This is a genomic window from Arthrobacter sp. B3I9 (assembly GCF_030816935.1).
Classification (GTDB): domain Bacteria; phylum Actinomycetota; class Actinomycetes; order Actinomycetales; family Micrococcaceae; genus Arthrobacter.
Genome location: NZ_JAUSYO010000001.1, coordinates 2999310 through 3017165, shown reverse-complemented (window position 1 = coordinate 3017165; position 17856 = coordinate 2999310). Strand labels below are relative to the sequence as shown.

The 17856-nt window shown below is 63.5% G+C and carries 10 protein-coding genes and 3 rRNA genes; all 13 read left to right on the top strand.

Annotation, left to right across the window (positions count from 1 at the left end):
* Nucleotides 1-36 precede the first annotated feature (36 nt).
* The 13 genes from QFZ65_RS14020 to QFZ65_RS13960 all read left to right on the top strand — a co-directional run bounded on the left by QFZ65_RS14020 (nucleotide 37) and on the right by QFZ65_RS13960 (nucleotide 17854).
* Complete coding sequence (locus QFZ65_RS14020) at nucleotides 37-2265, top strand: AAA family ATPase (protein ID WP_306911328.1); 2229 nt, start codon at nucleotides 37-39, stop codon at nucleotides 2263-2265.
* Nucleotides 2266-2397: 132 nt separating this feature from the next.
* A complete protein-coding gene (tyrS, locus tag QFZ65_RS14015; RefSeq protein ID WP_306911327.1) occupies nucleotides 2398-3711 on the top strand; it encodes a tyrosine--tRNA ligase in 1314 nt (437 codons plus the stop codon).
* 514 nt (nucleotides 3712-4225) lie between these two features.
* Nucleotides 4226-5748, top strand: a 16S ribosomal RNA gene (locus QFZ65_RS14010).
* A 550-nt stretch (nucleotides 5749-6298) separates the two neighbouring features.
* Nucleotides 6299-9425, top strand: a 23S ribosomal RNA gene (locus QFZ65_RS14005).
* Between the two features lie 233 nt (nucleotides 9426-9658).
* A 5S ribosomal RNA gene (rrf, locus tag QFZ65_RS14000) occupies nucleotides 9659-9775 on the top strand.
* Together the 16S, 23S and 5S rRNA genes form the textbook arrangement of a ribosomal RNA operon.
* A 227-nt stretch (nucleotides 9776-10002) precedes the next feature.
* A complete protein-coding gene (locus tag QFZ65_RS13995) occupies nucleotides 10003-10761 on the top strand; it encodes a DUF4397 domain-containing protein (RefSeq protein WP_306911326.1) in 759 nt (252 codons plus the stop codon).
* Between the two features lie 107 nt (nucleotides 10762-10868).
* Entirely contained in the window at nucleotides 10869-11438 is a 570-nt protein-coding gene (locus QFZ65_RS13990) for an RNA polymerase sigma factor (RefSeq protein ID WP_306911325.1), read from the top strand.
* Entirely contained in the window at nucleotides 11425-12339 is a 915-nt protein-coding gene (locus QFZ65_RS13985; protein ID WP_306911324.1) for an anti-sigma factor domain-containing protein, read from the top strand. Before QFZ65_RS13990 ends, QFZ65_RS13985 begins: the two co-directional genes overlap by 14 nt.
* 237 nt (nucleotides 12340-12576) lie before the next feature.
* Nucleotides 12577-14766: a hypothetical protein gene (locus QFZ65_RS13980; RefSeq protein WP_306911323.1), complete on the top strand. Its 2190-nt coding sequence runs from the start codon at nucleotides 12577-12579 to the stop codon at nucleotides 14764-14766.
* A gap of 6 nt (nucleotides 14767-14772) precedes the next feature.
* The gene (locus tag QFZ65_RS13975; protein WP_306911322.1) at nucleotides 14773-15762 is read left to right on the top strand and encodes an HAD-IIA family hydrolase; all 990 of its coding nucleotides are present in this window, start codon (nucleotides 14773-14775) and stop codon (nucleotides 15760-15762) included.
* Between the two features lie 9 nt (nucleotides 15763-15771).
* Nucleotides 15772-15981: a hypothetical protein gene (locus QFZ65_RS13970; RefSeq protein WP_306911321.1), complete on the top strand. Its 210-nt coding sequence runs from the start codon at nucleotides 15772-15774 to the stop codon at nucleotides 15979-15981.
* Nucleotides 15978-16799 (top strand): TlyA family RNA methyltransferase, encoded by an 822-nt coding sequence (locus QFZ65_RS13965; RefSeq protein ID WP_306911320.1) that lies wholly within the window; start codon nucleotides 15978-15980, stop codon nucleotides 16797-16799. Before QFZ65_RS13970 ends, QFZ65_RS13965 begins: the two co-directional genes overlap by 4 nt.
* A gap of 14 nt (nucleotides 16800-16813) precedes the next feature.
* On the top strand, nucleotides 16814-17854 hold the full coding sequence (locus QFZ65_RS13960) for an NAD kinase (RefSeq protein ID WP_306911319.1): 1041 nt from the start codon (nucleotides 16814-16816) through the stop codon (nucleotides 17852-17854).
* Nucleotides 17855-17856 lie beyond the last annotated feature (2 nt).

Genomic DNA, 17856 nt, shown 5'->3' with positions numbered 1-17856 from the left:
ATGGTTGGTCTGTCTTTTTCGATAGGGGAACGTTCGATGCACGACGCTGATTTGGCTCATGAACGCGACTATGTGGCCGGACTATACGCCCGGCTGGATGAGTTGCGGGCGGAGAAGCGCGCCCAGCTTGCCCAGGTCCGCCGCGCCGGTGCGGTCGGCACCATGCAGAACGTCTCCGAACGTGACGCGTTTGCCGCCCTGTACGAGGACCGCCTGGCCCAGCTCGACGCCGTCGACGACCGGCTGGTGTTCGGCCGACTCGACCTTGACTCGGGGGAAGCGCAGTACATCGGCCGCATCGGCCTGACCACCGAGGACCTGCAGCGCCTCATGGTGGACTGGCGCGCTCCGGAAGCCGGCCACTTCTATCAGGCGACGGCCTTTGACCGGCAGGGCGTCCGCCGGCGCCGGCACCTGATCCTGCAGGGCCGGGAAGTGAAGGCGATCGAGGATGACGTGCTCGACGCCGACATGCTCGCCGACGACGATTCGCTCCAGGGCGAAGGCGCCCTGCTGGCTGCCCTCAACTCCAAGCGGACCGGCCGCATGTCCGACATCGTGGGGACCATCCAGTCCGAGCAGGACCGGATCATCCGTTCCGCGATTTCCGGTGCGCTCGTGGTCCAGGGCGGGCCGGGCACCGGCAAGACCGCCGTCGCGCTGCACCGCGCCGCCTACCTGCTCTACACCCACCGGGAACGCCTCAAGACCGCGGGCGTGCTCCTCGTGGGCCCGTCCTCGTCCTTCATGAAGTACATCGAACGGGTGCTGCCCTCCCTCGGCGAGACCGGCGTCGTCATGGCAAGCCTGGGCCGCCTGATGCCTGGTGTCCACGCCGTCGCCGAGGCAGAACCTGCCGTGGCCGCCATCAAGGGGCGGCTCGACATGGCCGAGGTCGTGGCGAACGCCGTCGCCAACAGGCAGCGCCTCCCGGCCAGCAACCGGGTCCTCATGGTGGACGGGCGGAAGCTGGTGCTGACACCGCGCCAGGTCCGCCGTGCCCGCGACAGGGCACGGGCCACAGGGAAGCCGCACAACGAAGCCCGGGTGTCCTTCGTCAAGATCCTGCTGCGCGAACTGACCGAGCAGATGACCGAGCTGGTGGAGGCCGGGAACATCGGCAACAACGCCGACCGTTCGTACCTCGCCGAGGACGTCCGCTCCGCCCGTGACGTGCGCATCGCGCTGAACCTCTGCTGGATGCCGATGACGCCGGAGAAGCTTGTGGGGGAGCTGCTGAGCAAGCCGGCCCTCCTGGAAGCCTGCGCGCCCAACCTCAGCGCCGCCGAGCGCGCACTGCTGCTCCGGCCCGCCGGTTCGCCGTGGACCGAAGCCGACGTGCCGCTGCTGGACGAGGCCGCAGAGCTCCTCGGCGAGCTTGACCCGGCGGCGGGCAGGGGGCTGGCGCAGCAGGAGCATGACCGCGCCCGCGATCTTGCCAACGCGAAGCAGACCCTGGTCAACATGGAAACGGCCGGAGTCGATGTGCTGATCTCCGCCGAGGACCTCGTTGACCAGAACCAGGAGCGCGAGGGCCGGCTGACCGCCGCGGAGCGTGCCACGACCGACCGCAACTGGGCTTTCGGGCACATTGTGGTGGACGAGGCCCAGGAGCTGTCCCCGATGCAGTGGCGCCTGCTGGTGCGCCGCTGTCCGCTGAAATCCTTCACCATCGTGGGGGACATCGCGCAGACAAGTTCCGTGGCGGGAGCCAATTCCTGGCACAGCGCCCTCGCCCCGATGTTCGGGGACCGCTGGCAGCTTGAGGAACTCACAGTCAACTACCGGACCCCGTCGCAGATTGCCGAAGCCGCCGCCCGGATGGCCAACGCGGCGGGGCTGGTTGTTTCCGCGCCGAAGGCGGTCCGGGAGGGGCGCTGGTCCCCGGTCATCGACCGTGTCGAGCCCGGCAAGGTGGTCAGCACCCTCGTGGACGTGCTTCCGCAGGAACTGGACGCGCTCGACGGCGGCCTGCTGGCCGTGATCGCGGACGGGGACCTGCTTCCGGAGGCCACCGCCGCGCTGCGCGCCGTCTACGGCCACCGGGTAGGCACCGACGCCGGGAGTTACGTCCAGGACATCGTGGTGATCAGCCCCCGTGAGGCAAAGGGCCTGGAGTTCGACGGCGTCGTGGTGCTGGAGCCATCGGCCATGCTGAACCACGAACACGGACGCGTCGGCGACCTCTACGTGGCCATGACGCGGCCCACGCAGCGGCTGCGGCTCATCGCGGCTGCCGGCATCCCCGCCGGTATCGAGGACTGAGCCGGCCGCAGGCCAACATGGGGGTCGGCGGCGGGCGGCGGCGGGCGCCGCGGGCGGCGGCGGGCGCCGGCCCGTGTGCCGGCCGGCGGTCACACGCGCTGGGCGGGTCCTGATCCTGCTAACTTAGATTGCGTGTCCCAGCTAAATGATCTCCGTTCCCAGCAGAATGACCCCAGCTTCGCCAACATCTGGCAGGAGCTGAAATGGCGCGGCCTCGTCCACGTCTCCACGGACGAGGCGGAGCTGGAAAAGCTTCTCGCGGGGGACCCTGCCACGTATTACTGCGGCTTTGATCCGACAGCGCCCAGCCTGCACCTGGGCAACCTGGTCCAGTTGCTCCTCATGCGTCGAATCCAGCTCGCCGGGCACAAACCGCTAGGGCTTGTGGGCGGATCGACCGGCCTCATCGGGGACCCCCGGCAGACCGCTGAGCGGGTGCTCAACACGCCAGAAACCGTCGCGGAGTGGGTAGGCAAGCTGCAGGCACAGGTCCAGCGCTTCCTCAGCTTCGAGGGGGACAACGCAGCCAGGATGGTCAACAACCTGGATTGGACCGCGCCGCTGAGCGCCATCGACTTCCTCCGCGGCATCGGCAAGCACTTCCGCGTCGGCACCATGATCAAAAAGGACATCGTCGCCAACCGGCTGAATTCCGATGAAGGAATCAGCTACACCGAGTTCAGCTACCAGATCCTGCAGGGCATGGACTACCTGCAACTCTTCCGTGACTACGGCTGCGTGCTGCAGACCGGTGGCTCGGACCAGTGGGGCAACCTCACCAGCGGAACGGACCTCATCCGCAAGGTGGAGGGCAAGCACGTCCACGCATTGGGGACGCCCCTGATCACCAACTCGGACGGCACGAAGTTCGGCAAGAGCGAAGGCAACGCGATCTGGCTGGATGCCGATATGTGCAGCCCGTATGCGTTTTACCAGTTCTGGCTCAACACGGCGGACAACGACGTCGTTGCTCGCCTGAAGGTCTTCACGTTCCTGAACCGCACCGAGATCGAGGCGCTGGAAGCCGCCGTGGCCGATCGGCCATTTGCCCGCGAGGGTCAGCGGAAGCTCGCTTATGAAGTGACCTCCCTTGTCCACGGCGTGGATGCGACGGAAAAGGTCATCGCCGCCTCCGCGGCGCTGTTCGGGAACGGGGACCTTACCGTCCTGGACGAAGCGACGCTCAAGGCGGCTACCTCTGAACTGCCGTCGGCCACCGTCGACGCCGGGTCCCTGGGAATCGTAGACCTGCTGGTTGCGTCGGGGCTCTCTGAGAGCAAGTCCGCAGCGCGCAGGACGGTCGGCGAAGGCGGCGCCTATGTGAACAACACCAAGGTGACGGATCCTGAGGCTGTCATTGAAGCCGGCCAGCTGCTGCACGGCCAGTACCTTCTGCTGCGCCGGGGAAAGAAGAACCTGGCCAGCGTGCAGGTTCCGGCGTCCTAACGGCGGGTTATCCGGGTTCCAGCCCCACCTGCACGCTCCCTCCCGGCCGATTTGCGCGGCCGGGAGGGAGCGTGTAATGTCTTCTGAGTCGCCACCGCAGAGTGGTGGCCAACCCCCACTAAAAATCGAAAAGCATTTCGATCAGCGCTCGGCGCGGACACGAAAATTGCTTGGAAATTTTGCTGGGCGGATTCGTTTCGCCAAGCGGATTTCGAGAGAATATCCCGGATTTGCAAAGTGAAAATGAATGAAATAAGCTGTAAACATCGCAGCGAAGGAAAGCGAAACAAAAGAATTCGTGAAAATGAATTTGTTCGTGAGTAATTGGAATGTGTCTGTTGTTTGAGAACTCAATAGTGTGCCAAGTTTGTTGATACCAATTTATTGTAATGGATTGGTTGTTTTGCCGGATTATGCCACCCCGTGGTGTGGTCTGGTTTTTACAGCTGGTTTCAAATTTTGTGCAGTCAATGCTCCCGTTTTCCCGGGGGTTGTTGGTTGTGTCTGTTTTTCTTCAACGGAGAGTTTGATCCTGGCTCAGGATGAACGCTGGCGGCGTGCTTAACACATGCAAGTCGAACGATGATCCCAGCTTGCTGGGGGATTAGTGGCGAACGGGTGAGTAACACGTGAGTAACCTGCCCTTAACTCTGGGATAAGCCTGGGAAACTGGGTCTAATACCGGATATGACTCCTCATCGCATGGTGGGGGGTGGAAAGCTTTTTGTGGTTTTGGATGGACTCGCGGCCTATCAGCTTGTTGGTGAGGTAATGGCTCACCAAGGCGACGACGGGTAGCCGGCCTGAGAGGGTGACCGGCCACACTGGGACTGAGACACGGCCCAGACTCCTACGGGAGGCAGCAGTGGGGAATATTGCACAATGGGCGCAAGCCTGATGCAGCGACGCCGCGTGAGGGATGACGGCCTTCGGGTTGTAAACCTCTTTCAGTAGGGAAGAAGCGAAAGTGACGGTACCTGCAGAAGAAGCGCCGGCTAACTACGTGCCAGCAGCCGCGGTAATACGTAGGGCGCAAGCGTTATCCGGAATTATTGGGCGTAAAGAGCTCGTAGGCGGTTTGTCGCGTCTGCCGTGAAAGTCCGGGGCTCAACTCCGGATCTGCGGTGGGTACGGGCAGACTAGAGTGATGTAGGGGAGACTGGAATTCCTGGTGTAGCGGTGAAATGCGCAGATATCAGGAGGAACACCGATGGCGAAGGCAGGTCTCTGGGCATTAACTGACGCTGAGGAGCGAAAGCATGGGGAGCGAACAGGATTAGATACCCTGGTAGTCCATGCCGTAAACGTTGGGCACTAGGTGTGGGGGACATTCCACGTTTTCCGCGCCGTAGCTAACGCATTAAGTGCCCCGCCTGGGGAGTACGGCCGCAAGGCTAAAACTCAAAGGAATTGACGGGGGCCCGCACAAGCGGCGGAGCATGCGGATTAATTCGATGCAACGCGAAGAACCTTACCAAGGCTTGACATGAACCGGAAACGCCTGGAAACAGGTGCCCCGCTTGCGGTCGGTTTACAGGTGGTGCATGGTTGTCGTCAGCTCGTGTCGTGAGATGTTGGGTTAAGTCCCGCAACGAGCGCAACCCTCGTTCTATGTTGCCAGCGCGTGATGGCGGGGACTCATAGGAGACTGCCGGGGTCAACTCGGAGGAAGGTGGGGACGACGTCAAATCATCATGCCCCTTATGTCTTGGGCTTCACGCATGCTACAATGGCCGGTACAAAGGGTTGCGATACTGTGAGGTGGAGCTAATCCCAAAAAGCCGGTCTCAGTTCGGATTGGGGTCTGCAACTCGACCCCATGAAGTCGGAGTCGCTAGTAATCGCAGATCAGCAACGCTGCGGTGAATACGTTCCCGGGCCTTGTACACACCGCCCGTCAAGTCACGAAAGTTGGTAACACCCGAAGCCGGTGGCCTAACCCCTTGTGGGAGGGAGCTGTCGAAGGTGGGACTGGCGATTGGGACTAAGTCGTAACAAGGTAGCCGTACCGGAAGGTGCGGCTGGATCACCTCCTTTCTAAGGAGCACCTACGAACCGTCCGGCCCGTGTATGCGGGTGTGGGGGTTTGTCAGGAGTACGCCCGTTGCGCAGACGATTGTTCTGCGGCGGGTGCTCACGGGTGGAATATCAGCAAATAGCGGCCGCTTGTTTTCCTGTCCTGACCCAGTACGGATCCTCTCTTTTGGAGGGTGGTCCTGGAACGGTCCCGGGGTGGGGGGAGGCGGTTTAGTGTTTGGCACACTGTTGGGTCCTGAGACAACAGGACCATGGCATGGCCTTGTTTCCCGCGTTGTGCGGGGGGCGGGGTTGTGGTGTGGGGCTTGTGTGTTTCTGGTTTCCTGGCTGCACCGATCACACGGTTTGCCCTTTTGTGGGTTGTGTGTGGGGTGTGTGGTACGGGGTTGTTGTTTGAGAACTACATAGTGGACGCGAGCATCTTTTATAAGAAGCAATTTCCAAGAATATGAACCTGGATCTGTTCCGTGATGTGGCTGCTGCTTTTGGGTGGTGGCTGGTTGCGGTCTGGTTCCATGGTTCTCTCGTGAATTACTCCTTGATCTTTTGTGGTCAAGTTTTTAAGAGCACACGGTGGATGCCTTGGCATTAGGAGCCGAAGAAGGACGTAGGAATCTGCGATAAGCCTGGGGGAGTCGATAACCGGACTGTGATCCCAGGGTGTCCGAATGGGGAAACCCCGCCAGACGCTTCGTGTGATCTGGTGACCCGTATCTGAACACATAGGGTGCGTGGAGGGAACGCGGGGAAGTGAAACATCTCAGTACCCGCAGGAAGAGAAAACAATAGTGATTCCGTCAGTAGTGGCGAGCGAACGCGGATCAGGCTAAACCGTTCCATGTGTGATAGCCGGCGGGCGTTGCATGGTCGGGGTTGTGGGACTTTCCATACCATCTCTGCCGGGGTGGTGGGGTGTGATGTGCAGGCATAGGTGAACGGTCTTGAAAGGCCGGCCAGAGAGGGTGTGAGCCCCGTAACCGAAATGTTGTGTACCGCCCGGATGAGTATCCCAAGTAGCACGGGGCCCGAGAAATCCCGTGTGAATCTGTCAGGACCACCTGATAAGCCTAAATACTCCCTAATGACCGATAGCGGACCAGTACCGTGAGGGAAAGGTGAAAAGTACCCCGGGAGGGGAGTGAAACAGTACCTGAAACCGTGTGCTTACAATCCGTCGGAGCAGCCTTGTAGCTGTGACGGCGTGCCTTTTGAAGAATGAGCCTGCGAGTTAGTGTTACGTCGCGAGGTTAACCCGTGTGGGGAAGCCGTAGCGAAAGCGAGTCTGAACAGGGCGTTGCAGTGGCGTGATCTAGACCCGAAGCGAAGTGATCTACCCATGGCCAGGTTGAAGCGACGGTAAGACGTCGTGGAGGACCGAACCCACTTCAGTTGAAAATGGAGGGGATGAGCTGTGGGTAGGGGTGAAAGGCCAATCAAACTTCGTGATAGCTGGTTCTCCCCGAAATGCATTTAGGTGCAGCGTTGCGTGTTTCTTACCGGAGGTAGAGCTACTGGATGGCTAATGGGCCCTACAAGGTTACTGACGTCAGCCAAACTCCGAATGCCGGTAAGTGAGAGCGCAGCAGTGAGACTGTGGGGGATAAGCTTCATAGTCGAGAGGGAAACAGCCCAGACCACCAACTAAGGCCCCTAAGCGTGTGCTAAGTGGGAAAGGATGTGGAGTTGCGAAGACAACCAGGAGGTTGGCTTAGAAGCAGCCATCCTTAAAAGAGTGCGTAATAGCTCACTGGTCAAGTGATTCCGCGCCGACAATGTAGCGGGGCTCAAGTACACCGCCGAAGTTGTGGATTTCAGATATTTGCCAAGCCCTCGTGGTTCAGGCGTCTGGAGTGGTAGGGGAGCGTCGTGTGGGCGGTGAAGTCGCGGTGGAAACCAGCGGTGGAGCCTACACGAGTGAGAATGCAGGCATGAGTAGCGAAAGACGGGTGAGAAACCCGTCCGCCGAATGATCAAGGGTTCCAGGGTCAAGCTAATCTGCCCTGGGTAAGTCGGGACCTAAGGCGAGGCCGACAGGCGTAGTCGATGGACAACGGGTTGATATTCCCGTACCGGCGAAAAACCGCCCATGCTGAACAGGGGATACTAACCGCCCGAGACCTGCCCGATCACCCTTGTGGTGTGAGGGTTTTGGTGGAGCGCGGGACCTGATCCTGGGAGGCAAGCGTATTAACAGGTGTGACGCAGGAAGGTAGCCGAGCCGGGCGATGGTTGTCCCGGTCTAAGGATGTAGGGCGAACGGTAGGCAAATCCGCCGTTCATGATGCCTGAGACCCGATGGGACCCCCGTATGGGGGGATTCGGTGATCCTATGCTGCCGAGAAAAGCATCGACGCGAGGTTTTAGCCGCCCGTACCCCAAACCGACACAGGTGATCAGGTAGAGAATACTAAGGCGATCGAGAGAATTATGGTTAAGGAACTCGGCAAAATGCCCCCGTAACTTCGGGAGAAGGGGGGCCCCCATCGTGATCCGCACTTGCTGCGGGGAGCGTGCAGGGGCCGCAGAGACCAGGGGGAAGCGACTGTTTACTAAAAACACAGGTCCGTGCGAAGTCGCAAGACGATGTATACGGACTGACTCCTGCCCGGTGCTGGAAGGTTAAGAGGACCGGTTAGCCGCAAGGCGAAGCTGAGAATTTAAGCCCCAGTAAACGGCGGTGGTAACTATAACCATCCTAAGGTAGCGAAATTCCTTGTCGGGTAAGTTCCGACCTGCACGAATGGAGTAACGACTTCCCCGCTGTCTCAACCATAAACTCGGCGAAATTGCAGTACGAGTAAAGATGCTCGTTACGCGCAGCAGGACGGAAAGACCCCGAGACCTTTACTATAGTTTGGTATTGGTGTTCGGAGTGGCTTGTGTAGGATAGGTGGGAGACGTTGAAGCCCTCACGCCAGTGGGGGTGGAGTCATCGTTGAAATACCACTCTGGTCACTTTGGACATCTAACTTCGGCCCGTAATCCGGGTCAGGGACAGTGCCTGATGGGTAGTTTAACTGGGGCGGTTGCCTCCTAAAAAGTAACGGAGGCGCCCAAAGGTTCCCTCAGCCTGGTTGGCAATCAGGTGTCGAGTGTAAGTGCACAAGGGAGCTTGACTGTGAGAGAGACATCTCGAGCAGGGACGAAAGTCGGGACTAGTGATCCGGCGGTACATTGTGGAATGGCCGTCGCTCAACGGATAAAAGGTACCTCGGGGATAACAGGCTGATCTTGCCCAAGAGTCCATATCGACGGCATGGTTTGGCACCTCGATGTCGGCTCGTCGCATCCTGGGGCTGGAGTAGGTCCCAAGGGTTGGGCTGTTCGCCCATTAAAGCGGTACGCGAGCTGGGTTTAGAACGTCGTGAGACAGTTCGGTCCCTATCCGCTGCGCGCGCAGGAAATTTGAGAAGGGCTGTCCTTAGTACGAGAGGACCGGGACGGACGAACCTCTGGTGTGTCAGTTGTACTGCCAAGTGCACCGCTGATTAGCTACGTTCGGATGGGATAACCGCTGAAAGCATCTAAGCGGGAAGCTCGCTTCGAGATGAGATTTCCATACACCTTGTGTGTGAGAGGCCCCCAGCCAGACCACTGGGTTGATAGGCCGGATGTGGAAGCGAGGACTAACGACTCGTGAAGCTGACCGGTACTAATAGGCCGATAACTTACACCACACACCACCCCCGCAAACGGCACTTCAAAAGACGTTTGCACCAACGGGGTGGTAAAAAGAAACAAGACTGCTTGCGTCCACTATGTGGTTCCCAACCAACAAACCCGTTGCTTGAGAACCGAACAACTGAATAACAACACCACCCCTGCCCTCACCGGCAGGAGCACAAGTTGTAACCACACAGACTTCCCACCCCCACCCGGTCACCCGGGCCTGGGGGGCGGGTAACAGGGTTACGGCGGTCATAGCGTGGGGGAAACGCCCGGTCCCATCCCGAACCCGGAAGCTAAGACCCACAGCGCCGATGGTACTGCACCCGGGAGGGTGTGGGAGAGTAGGTCACCGCCGGACAAACATTAGAAGCTCAGGCCCCGACAACGAACGTCGGGGCCTGAGCCATTTAACACCCCCGCGTGCACCAACACCCCGAGAGCCTCCGACCCCCAGGTCGGAGGCTCTCCCGGGTTTAAGCGGCAAAAAGAATTTTCCGGGCCAGTGCATCCAGGCCGGCCCTCCGCTCGGTAGTAAGGGGTGTCAGCACACACCGCCCGCACGCGGGCCTCGATGAGGAGCTTGAAATGCGTAAATCACTCTCTGCAGCCGCCGGAGTACTGACTCTCCTGGCTGGAGTGGCCGTGGCGAGTCCTGCCCAGGCCAGCGACAGGCACGACGACGACACAGCAAAACTCTCCGTATTGCACGGGGTCCCCGGACTCACCGTGGATGTCTGGGTCGACGGCAAGTTGACTCTGGACAACTTCGCTCCGGGCACACTGGCGGGGCCGTTGGACGTTCCTGAGGGGCACCACAAAATCGCGATTACCGGCGCGGACGCCACCAGCGCCGACAACCCGGTAATCGGCCCCGTCCGAGTGGACCTGGAGGACGGCCGGAACTACACGGCTGTGGCGCACCTGAAGGCTGACGGCACGCCGACAGCCACCCTGTTCCGTAACAGCATCTCGCCCAGCCCGGATGGAAAAGGAAAACTGACGGTCCGCCACGTTGCAGCCGCGCCGGCCGTTGACGTGCTGGCCGGCGGAAAGGCCGTCATCAAGGGCCTCACCAATTCCCATCAGAAGAAGCTCACCCTGAAGGCAGGAACTGTCCCGGCTGCGGTTGCAGCAGCGCGCACCACCGTCCCGGTGATCGGCCCCGCCGATGTCCCGGTCACCGAGGGCAAGAACACCATTGTCTATGCCTGGGGCAGCCTCGCCGACAACAACCTCGGCGTCGCGGTGCAGGTGGTGGACCTCCGCCCGAGCGAACAACAACGACGACTGACCAGCACGATAGGTTCCCGGGTCCAGCCCGTTCCCGTGGCGGGGCCGCGTTGATCGCGGCCCCGCTTCCGGCCGCGACAGTGGGTCTGCCATTGCGGCTTATTCCGGGGCGGAGCATAATGGCGTTCCACAAGGGTCGCTGCCGCTCTAAGGAGCATCCGATGGAGGCTGCCGCGCACAGTTGGGACGTCGCCCTTGATCGCGCGTTCGCCGCCGGCGAGGAACAGGCCCTCGCAGAGGCGTATCGGAAAATGAGTCCGCTGGTCTATACCTTGGCGTTGAGATCCCTTGGGGAGCGTGCCGCCGCCGACGACGTAACGCAGGAGGTCTTCATCCGGGCCTGGCGATCGAGGGCCAGCTATCGACCCGGGGCGGCCAGGCTGCCGGCGTGGCTAATCGGGATCACCAGGAATGTGATCAACGATGCGCTGGCCGCACGCTCACGCCAGTACGACGTTGAACGGGCAGCCCTTCGCCTCGTGACGGACCCGGCATCCGACGCCGATGCGAAAGACGTCGAGGCTGTTGCGGACCGCATAACCTTGGAAGATGAACTTGAGCGTTTAGGGGATCCACAGAGGGCAATCATGCGGCTGGCGTTTTATGAGGACCTGACCCACGATCAGATTTCGTCGCGCCTGCAGCTCCCGCTGGGAACAGTGAAGAGCCACATCCGGCGAAGCCTCACCCGGCTCAGGGCCCGCTTGGAGGTGGAACATGGCACACCTTGATGATGAACAGCTCAGTTTGCTGGCACTCGGCGAGGACCTCGGCAAAGACGCCGACGTTCACGTCAGCCAGTGCCGCGCGTGCGCGGAGACGCTGCAGTCCCTGCAGCAAACCGTGCTTGTTGCCACCGCGGACTCCAGCTCGGTGCAGCTGCAGGAACCCGGCGGACACAATTGGGCGGCCATCCACGCAGCGCTTGGGCTGTCTCCATCCTTGGCGGCGGATCCACTAAGCGCCGCTGCCGGTCGCGACTCGGGCAAGTCGGACGCGGGCAAGTCCAGCTCAGAAGGCGACGCGGGCCAGTCGGACGCGCGTCGGCCGGACCCAGGCGCGTCCGGCCAAGCGACGCCCGGCACGGGCGCGGCCGCCCCAGCAGCGCCGACTCCCTTGCGCCGCCGCGAGAAACAGCCTGGTGACCGTCGCGGCCTGTGGATCCTGGGAGTAGCTGCGGGCACAGCCGCGGGACTAGTCATCGGAGCCTGGACAGCGGCCAATGTTTTCGGCCCTGCCGAATCTCCGCGTGCCGCGCCCAGTACGTCGCAGCCGGCCCCGACTGGACCGGCTGCCGGGTTGCTGGCTGATGCGTCACTGCAGCCCTTGGCATCCCATTCAGCAAGCGGCGAAGCGGTCGTTCAGCGGCTGGCCGACGGGTCCCGGCAATTAGTGATCCGGCTACCGGATGAGCCCCTGTCCGGCTTCCGGGAGGTCTGGGTCGGATCGGCAGACTTGTCCAAAATGGTCAGTCTGGGAATCCTGGGCAACCAGGAGGGCTCCTTCGTTCTACCCACCGGGCTGGACCTGACCCAATATCCCATCGTCGATATCTCCCAGGAACCCTACGACGGAGATCCGGCACACTCAGCGGAAAGCATCGCCAGAGGGGTGCTGACCCTGCGCGGGTGACGTCGGGACAAACTCGCCGGCCGACGTCGTCCGAGCTGCGGGCGGGCATATTGTGACACTTGCCACCGGCGTGGCCGGATGCACCGGTGCCGTTAGCCCGTCCGGGGCTACTCGCTTAGAATTGGACGAGATGTACGGACTTCGAAGCGCTTGATTTCGGGTTGCGTAGGAAACGAAACACGGAACAGAGCGGCTGCGATTGCGCCAGTGGTCAGCTCAAAACAGGAGGAATCCAGCATGGCTGAGCACAACGATAGCAACCGCGGAGGCAAAGACCGCGGCAACTTCGGGGGCGGACGAAACACCGGCGGTGGTGGTTTCCGCGGAAGCAACAACTCCGGCGGCGACCCCCGCGGTTTCCGGGCGCGGGAGGACCGCGGCTCGGAGGGATCCCGCCCCTCCTTCAACGATCGTGAGCGTAAGCCGTTTGGTGATCGTGCTCCGCGTGAGGGTGGCGGTGAGCGTCGCAGCTTTGGTGGTGGCGATCGTGAGCGTAAGCCTTACGCTGGCGGCGGCGATCGTGACCGCAAGCCGTTTGGTGATCGTGCCCCGCGTGAGGGTGGCGGGGAACGTCGCACCTTCGGTGGTGGTGACCGTGACCGTAAGCCGTTTGGTGCCGGTGGTGACCGTGACCGTAAGCCGTTTGGTGCCGGTGGTGACCGTGACCGTAAGCCGTTTGGTGCCGGTGGTGACCGTGACCGTAAGCCGTTTGGTGCCGGTGGTGACCGTGACCGTAAGCCGTTTGGTGCCGGTGGTGACCGTGACCGTAAGCCGTTTGGTGCCGGTGGTGACCGTGACCGTAAGCCGTTTGGTGCCGGTGGTGACCGTGACCGTAAGCCGTTTGGTGCCGGTGGTGACCGTGACCGTAAGCCGTTTGGTGCCGGTGGTGACCGTGACCGTAAGCCGTTTGGTGCCGGTGGTGACCGTGACCGTAAGCCGTTTGGTGCCGGTGGTGACCGTGACCGTAAGCCGTTTGGTGCCGGTGGTGACCGCGACCGCAAGCCCTACGGTGATCGTGCCCCGCGTGAAGGCGGCGCCGAGCGTCGCAGCTTCGGCGACCGCGACCGCAAGCCGTACAGCGGCGGCGACAACCGCAAGCCGTTCGGCAGCCGTGATGACCGTCCCGCCCGTAGCTTCGATCGCGACGACCGTCCGGCCCGCAGCTTCGACCGTGACGACCGTCCGGCCCGCAGCTTCGACCGTGACGACCGTCCGGCCCGCGGCTTCGACCGCGGCGGCGATTCGGGCCCGCGGCAGTTTGGCCGTGACCGTGCCGAGGACCGCCCGGTCCGCGTTCCCAACGCCAAGGATCTCCGGAGCGCCAACCGCCCGGACCGTGAGCGTTCACCCCAGATTGACGACGACGTCACGGGTAAAGAACTTGACCGTGCGACCCAGCACCAGATCAAGACGCTGGAGGATAACAGCGCCGAGTGGGTGGCCCGACACCTGGTCATGGCCGGGCGCCTCATCGACGATGAACCTGAGCTCGCCTTCCAGCACGCCCTTGCTGCCAGCCGGCGCGGCGGCCGCCTCGCGGCTGTCCGTGAAGCCGTTGGCCTGACGGCGTACGCTGCCGGGCATTACGGCGAGGCCCTGCGTGAATTCCGCACCTACCGCCGGATCAGCGGCTCCAACATGCACCTGCCGGTCATGGCGGACTGCGAGCGTGGCCTCGGCCGGCCGGACCGCGCCCTTGACATGGCCCGCTCGGACGAAGCCAAGGATCTCGATGCGCCCGGCAAGGTGGAACTGGCCATCGTGGCCGCCGGTGCGCGGTCCGACCTGGGACAGCTCGACGCCGCAGTCTCCGAACTGGAGATCGCACAGCTGGACATTAACCGGGCCTTCTCCTACAGCCCCCGTCTCTTCCGTGCCTATGCCGATGCCCTGACGGCTGCCAACCGGGCGCCCGAAGCCGAGAAGTGGAACCGCCAGGCTATCGTCGCAGAGAACGCCCTCGGCCTGGGCGGCGACGAGGAACCGGACATCATCGACCTCGGCTGGGACGAGGAAGAGGAAGCCCGCGAGGAAGCCCGCGAGGAAGAACGGCGGCGTCGCCAGGTCGCCGAACAGGCCGAACAGTCGGCCGCTGCCGGGGAGGCTGCCCCCCGGGCCGTTACCGCCGCGGCAGCAGCCGGCCTTCCGGAAACAGCTGTTGCCGGCACCGGAACCGCCGCGCTCGATGAGGGTGCGGACGATGCCGACGCGGACTTCTTTGAATCCGACGACGCCGAGTCCGATCAGGATTCAGAGGAGCCGGACACGCTGGACCGCACGGAACTGCTGGCTGGCAATGCAGCCGAGGCCGCCGGAGACGACGTCGCCGACGAGTACGACGCCGCCGAATTTGACGCCGACGCAGAATTCAACGACGACGCCGACCCCGCTGCCGGTTCCGGTCAGCCGGACCGCAGCGAGGACTAGGAACGCATGAACGGCAATGATCTGATCTCGAAGTTCGACGCGCTGCTCGCCGACCTGGATGGCGTGGTCTACGCAGGACCCAACGCCATCCCGGGGGCGGTGGAGTCCCTGCGCAACCTCGCCGGAATCGGCGTCGGTCTTGGCTACGTCACCAACAACGCCTCCCGGACGCCGGCGCAGGTCGCCCAGCACCTGCGTGATCTCGGCGCGCCGGCGGAGGACCACCAGGTGGTCAGCTCCTCGCAGGCCGCCGGAGAGCTGCTGGCTTCGCTGCTGCCCGCCGGTGCCCGCGTCCTGATCACCGGCGGAGACGCGTTGGCGGCTGAAATCGAACTGGTCGGGCTGGTGCCGGTCCGCTCGGAGGCGGAAGAGCCGGTCGCCGTCGTGCAGGGGTTCCACCCGGACGTCGGCTGGAGGGACCTCGCTGAGGCCGCCTTCGTTGTTGCTGGCGGCGCCCTGTGGGTGGCCACGAACACGGACCTGTCCATTCCCCAGCAACGGGGCATCGCCCCGGGCAACGGGTCCCTTGTCGCGGCCGTGACGGCGGCAACCGGGAAGTTGCCGCTGGTTGCCGGCAAGCCCGAGGCGCCGCTGTTCCACGCCGCCGCCAAACGGCTGGCCGCGGACCGCCCCCTCGTCGTCGGGGACCGGCTGGACACGGACATCCTTGGGGGCAACAGGGCGGGCTTCGCCACCGCCGCGGTGCTTACCGGCGTCGACACCCGCGAATCCATCCTTGCTGCCCGGACCCTCGAACGCCCGGGGTTCCTGATCAATGACCTCACGGACCTCTACCGCCCCTACCCGGCCGTGGAGCACGACGCCGGCCGCTACAGCTGCGGCGCCGCCTCCGCCGTCGTGGACGGGCAGACTGTCCGCGTCAGCGGAGATCCTGCCGACCTGGATGCCTGGCGGGCCGCCTGCGCGGCCTGGTGGGCCGCCAACCCGGAAACCGCCGCCGCGCTCGCGCCCGAACTTGAGTGGCTGGATCAGTAGAGTGGACGTATGACCGAGCTGAACCCTGCACGGCCCGCACTTCCCGAGTGGCCCGCGCTTCAGGCGGGAGCTGCCGGCCGGGACGCGGACGTGGACAGCCTGCTGCAGCGGCTCGAAGCCCTGCCCGCGCTGCCCGTTGCCGACCACGGTGAGGTCTACGCGCAGATGCATGCTGACCTGGCGGAGGCCTTGGACGGAGCGGGGGAGACCGCTTCATGAGCAGGCTTGACCAGGCTCTCGTCGGCCGCGGGCTGGCACGCTCCCGCACGCACGCGGCACGCCTCATTGCCGAGGGCAAAGTCACGTCCGCCGGTGAAGTGCTGGCCAAAGCCTCGCTTCAGGTGCAGGACGACACTGCACTGGACGTTGCGGCCACGGGCGAGGACACCTACGTCAGCCGGGCCGGCCACAAGCTCTCCGGGGCGCTGGATGCCTTTCCCGCCGTCGAGGTGACAGGAAAACGCTGCCTCGACGCCGGCGCTTCGACAGGCGGGTTCACCGACGTGCTGCTGCGGCGCGGCGCCGCCCACGTGGTGGCTGTCGACGTCGGGCATGACCAGCTGGTGCCGCAGATCCGGAACGACCCCCGCGTCTCCGTCCACGAAGGACTTAACGTCCGCTACATGACGCCGGACGCGATCGGGGGACCGGCTGCCCTGACGGTCGCGGACCTGTCCTTCATCTCTTTGACTTTGGTTGTCGCGCCGCTTGCAGCCTGCACCGAGCCGGGCGGTGACCTGGTCCTGATGGTTAAGCCGCAGTTCGAAATTGGCAAGGACCGGCTGGGCCGCACCGGCGTTGTCACCTCCGAACGTGAACGCCGCCTGGCGGTCAGCAAGGTTGCCGCCGCTGCCGTGGATGCGGGGCTGGAACTGCGGGGCCTGGCGAGCAGTCCGCTGCCCGGCCAGGACGGAAACGTTGAGTACTTCCTGTGGATAAAACGCGGGATCAGGAATGATCTGCCTAAGATCGAGGAGCGGGACGCAGCCGTTGCTGCGTTGACCGCAATGATCTGGCCGAAGCACCAGCAGCAGTAGAAGGCGGAATCCGAATGAGCAGGCGTGTCCTCATCCTTGCCCACACCGGACGTGAGGAATCCCTCAAGGCTGCGTGGGAAGCGTGCGCCCAGCTCCACGCATCCGGCCTTGTCCCGGTGATGCAGGAGTCAGAGCTCGGCGACATGGTCCGGTTCTTCGGACGCCTCGACCAGCCGGTCGAGATTCTCCACGACCACGTGATGCTGCCCGACGTCGAACTGGTGATGGTGCTCGGCGGCGACGGCACCATCCTGCGCGCCGCGGAGCTGGTGCGGGAAGTCGATGTGCCGCTGCTGGGCGTCAACCTCGGCCACGTCGGGTTCCTGGCCGAAAGCGAGCGGGCGGACCTGGCGCAGACCGTCGAATGGGTCGCCAGCCGCGAGTACACCGTGGAAGAGCGGATGACCATAGACGTGCAGGTTTGGGTCCGCGGGCAAAAGATCTGGCACACGTGGGCCCTCAATGAGGCAGCAATCGAGAAGGCCAACCGGGAACGGATGCTCGAGGTGGTCACCGAAGTCGATGAGCGCCCTTTGACGTCGTTTGGCTGCGACGGCGTGGTCCTCGCCACGCCCACCGGCTCCACCGCGTACGCCTTCTCGGCGGGCGGGCCCGTGGTGTGGCCCGAGGTGGAAGCCCTGGTGATCGTGCCGATCAGCGCCCACGCGCTGTTCGCCAAGCCGCTGGTGGTCTCGCCCCGATCCCGGCTGGCTGTGGAAATCCTGAACCGGACCGATGCCCAGGGGGTGCTCTGGTGCGATGGCCGGCGCTCTGTGGACCTGCCGCCCGGCGCCCGCGTGGAAGTCACCCGCTCGGACACCCCGGTCCGGCTTGCCCGCACCCACCAGACGCCGTTCTCCGGACGCCTGGTCCGCAAGTTCGAGCTCCCCATCCAGGGCTGGCGCGGTCCCATGCCCCAGTCCGCGGCCATCCACACCGGCCCGGTGCCGGTGATCCGCACACCGCGCGCCATGCCCGCGCTGCCGACTCCGCCGCAGGCTGGGCCACCGCACGCCGGGCCCGGCGAAACTCCCGATCCCTCGACTGCGAAGTGACC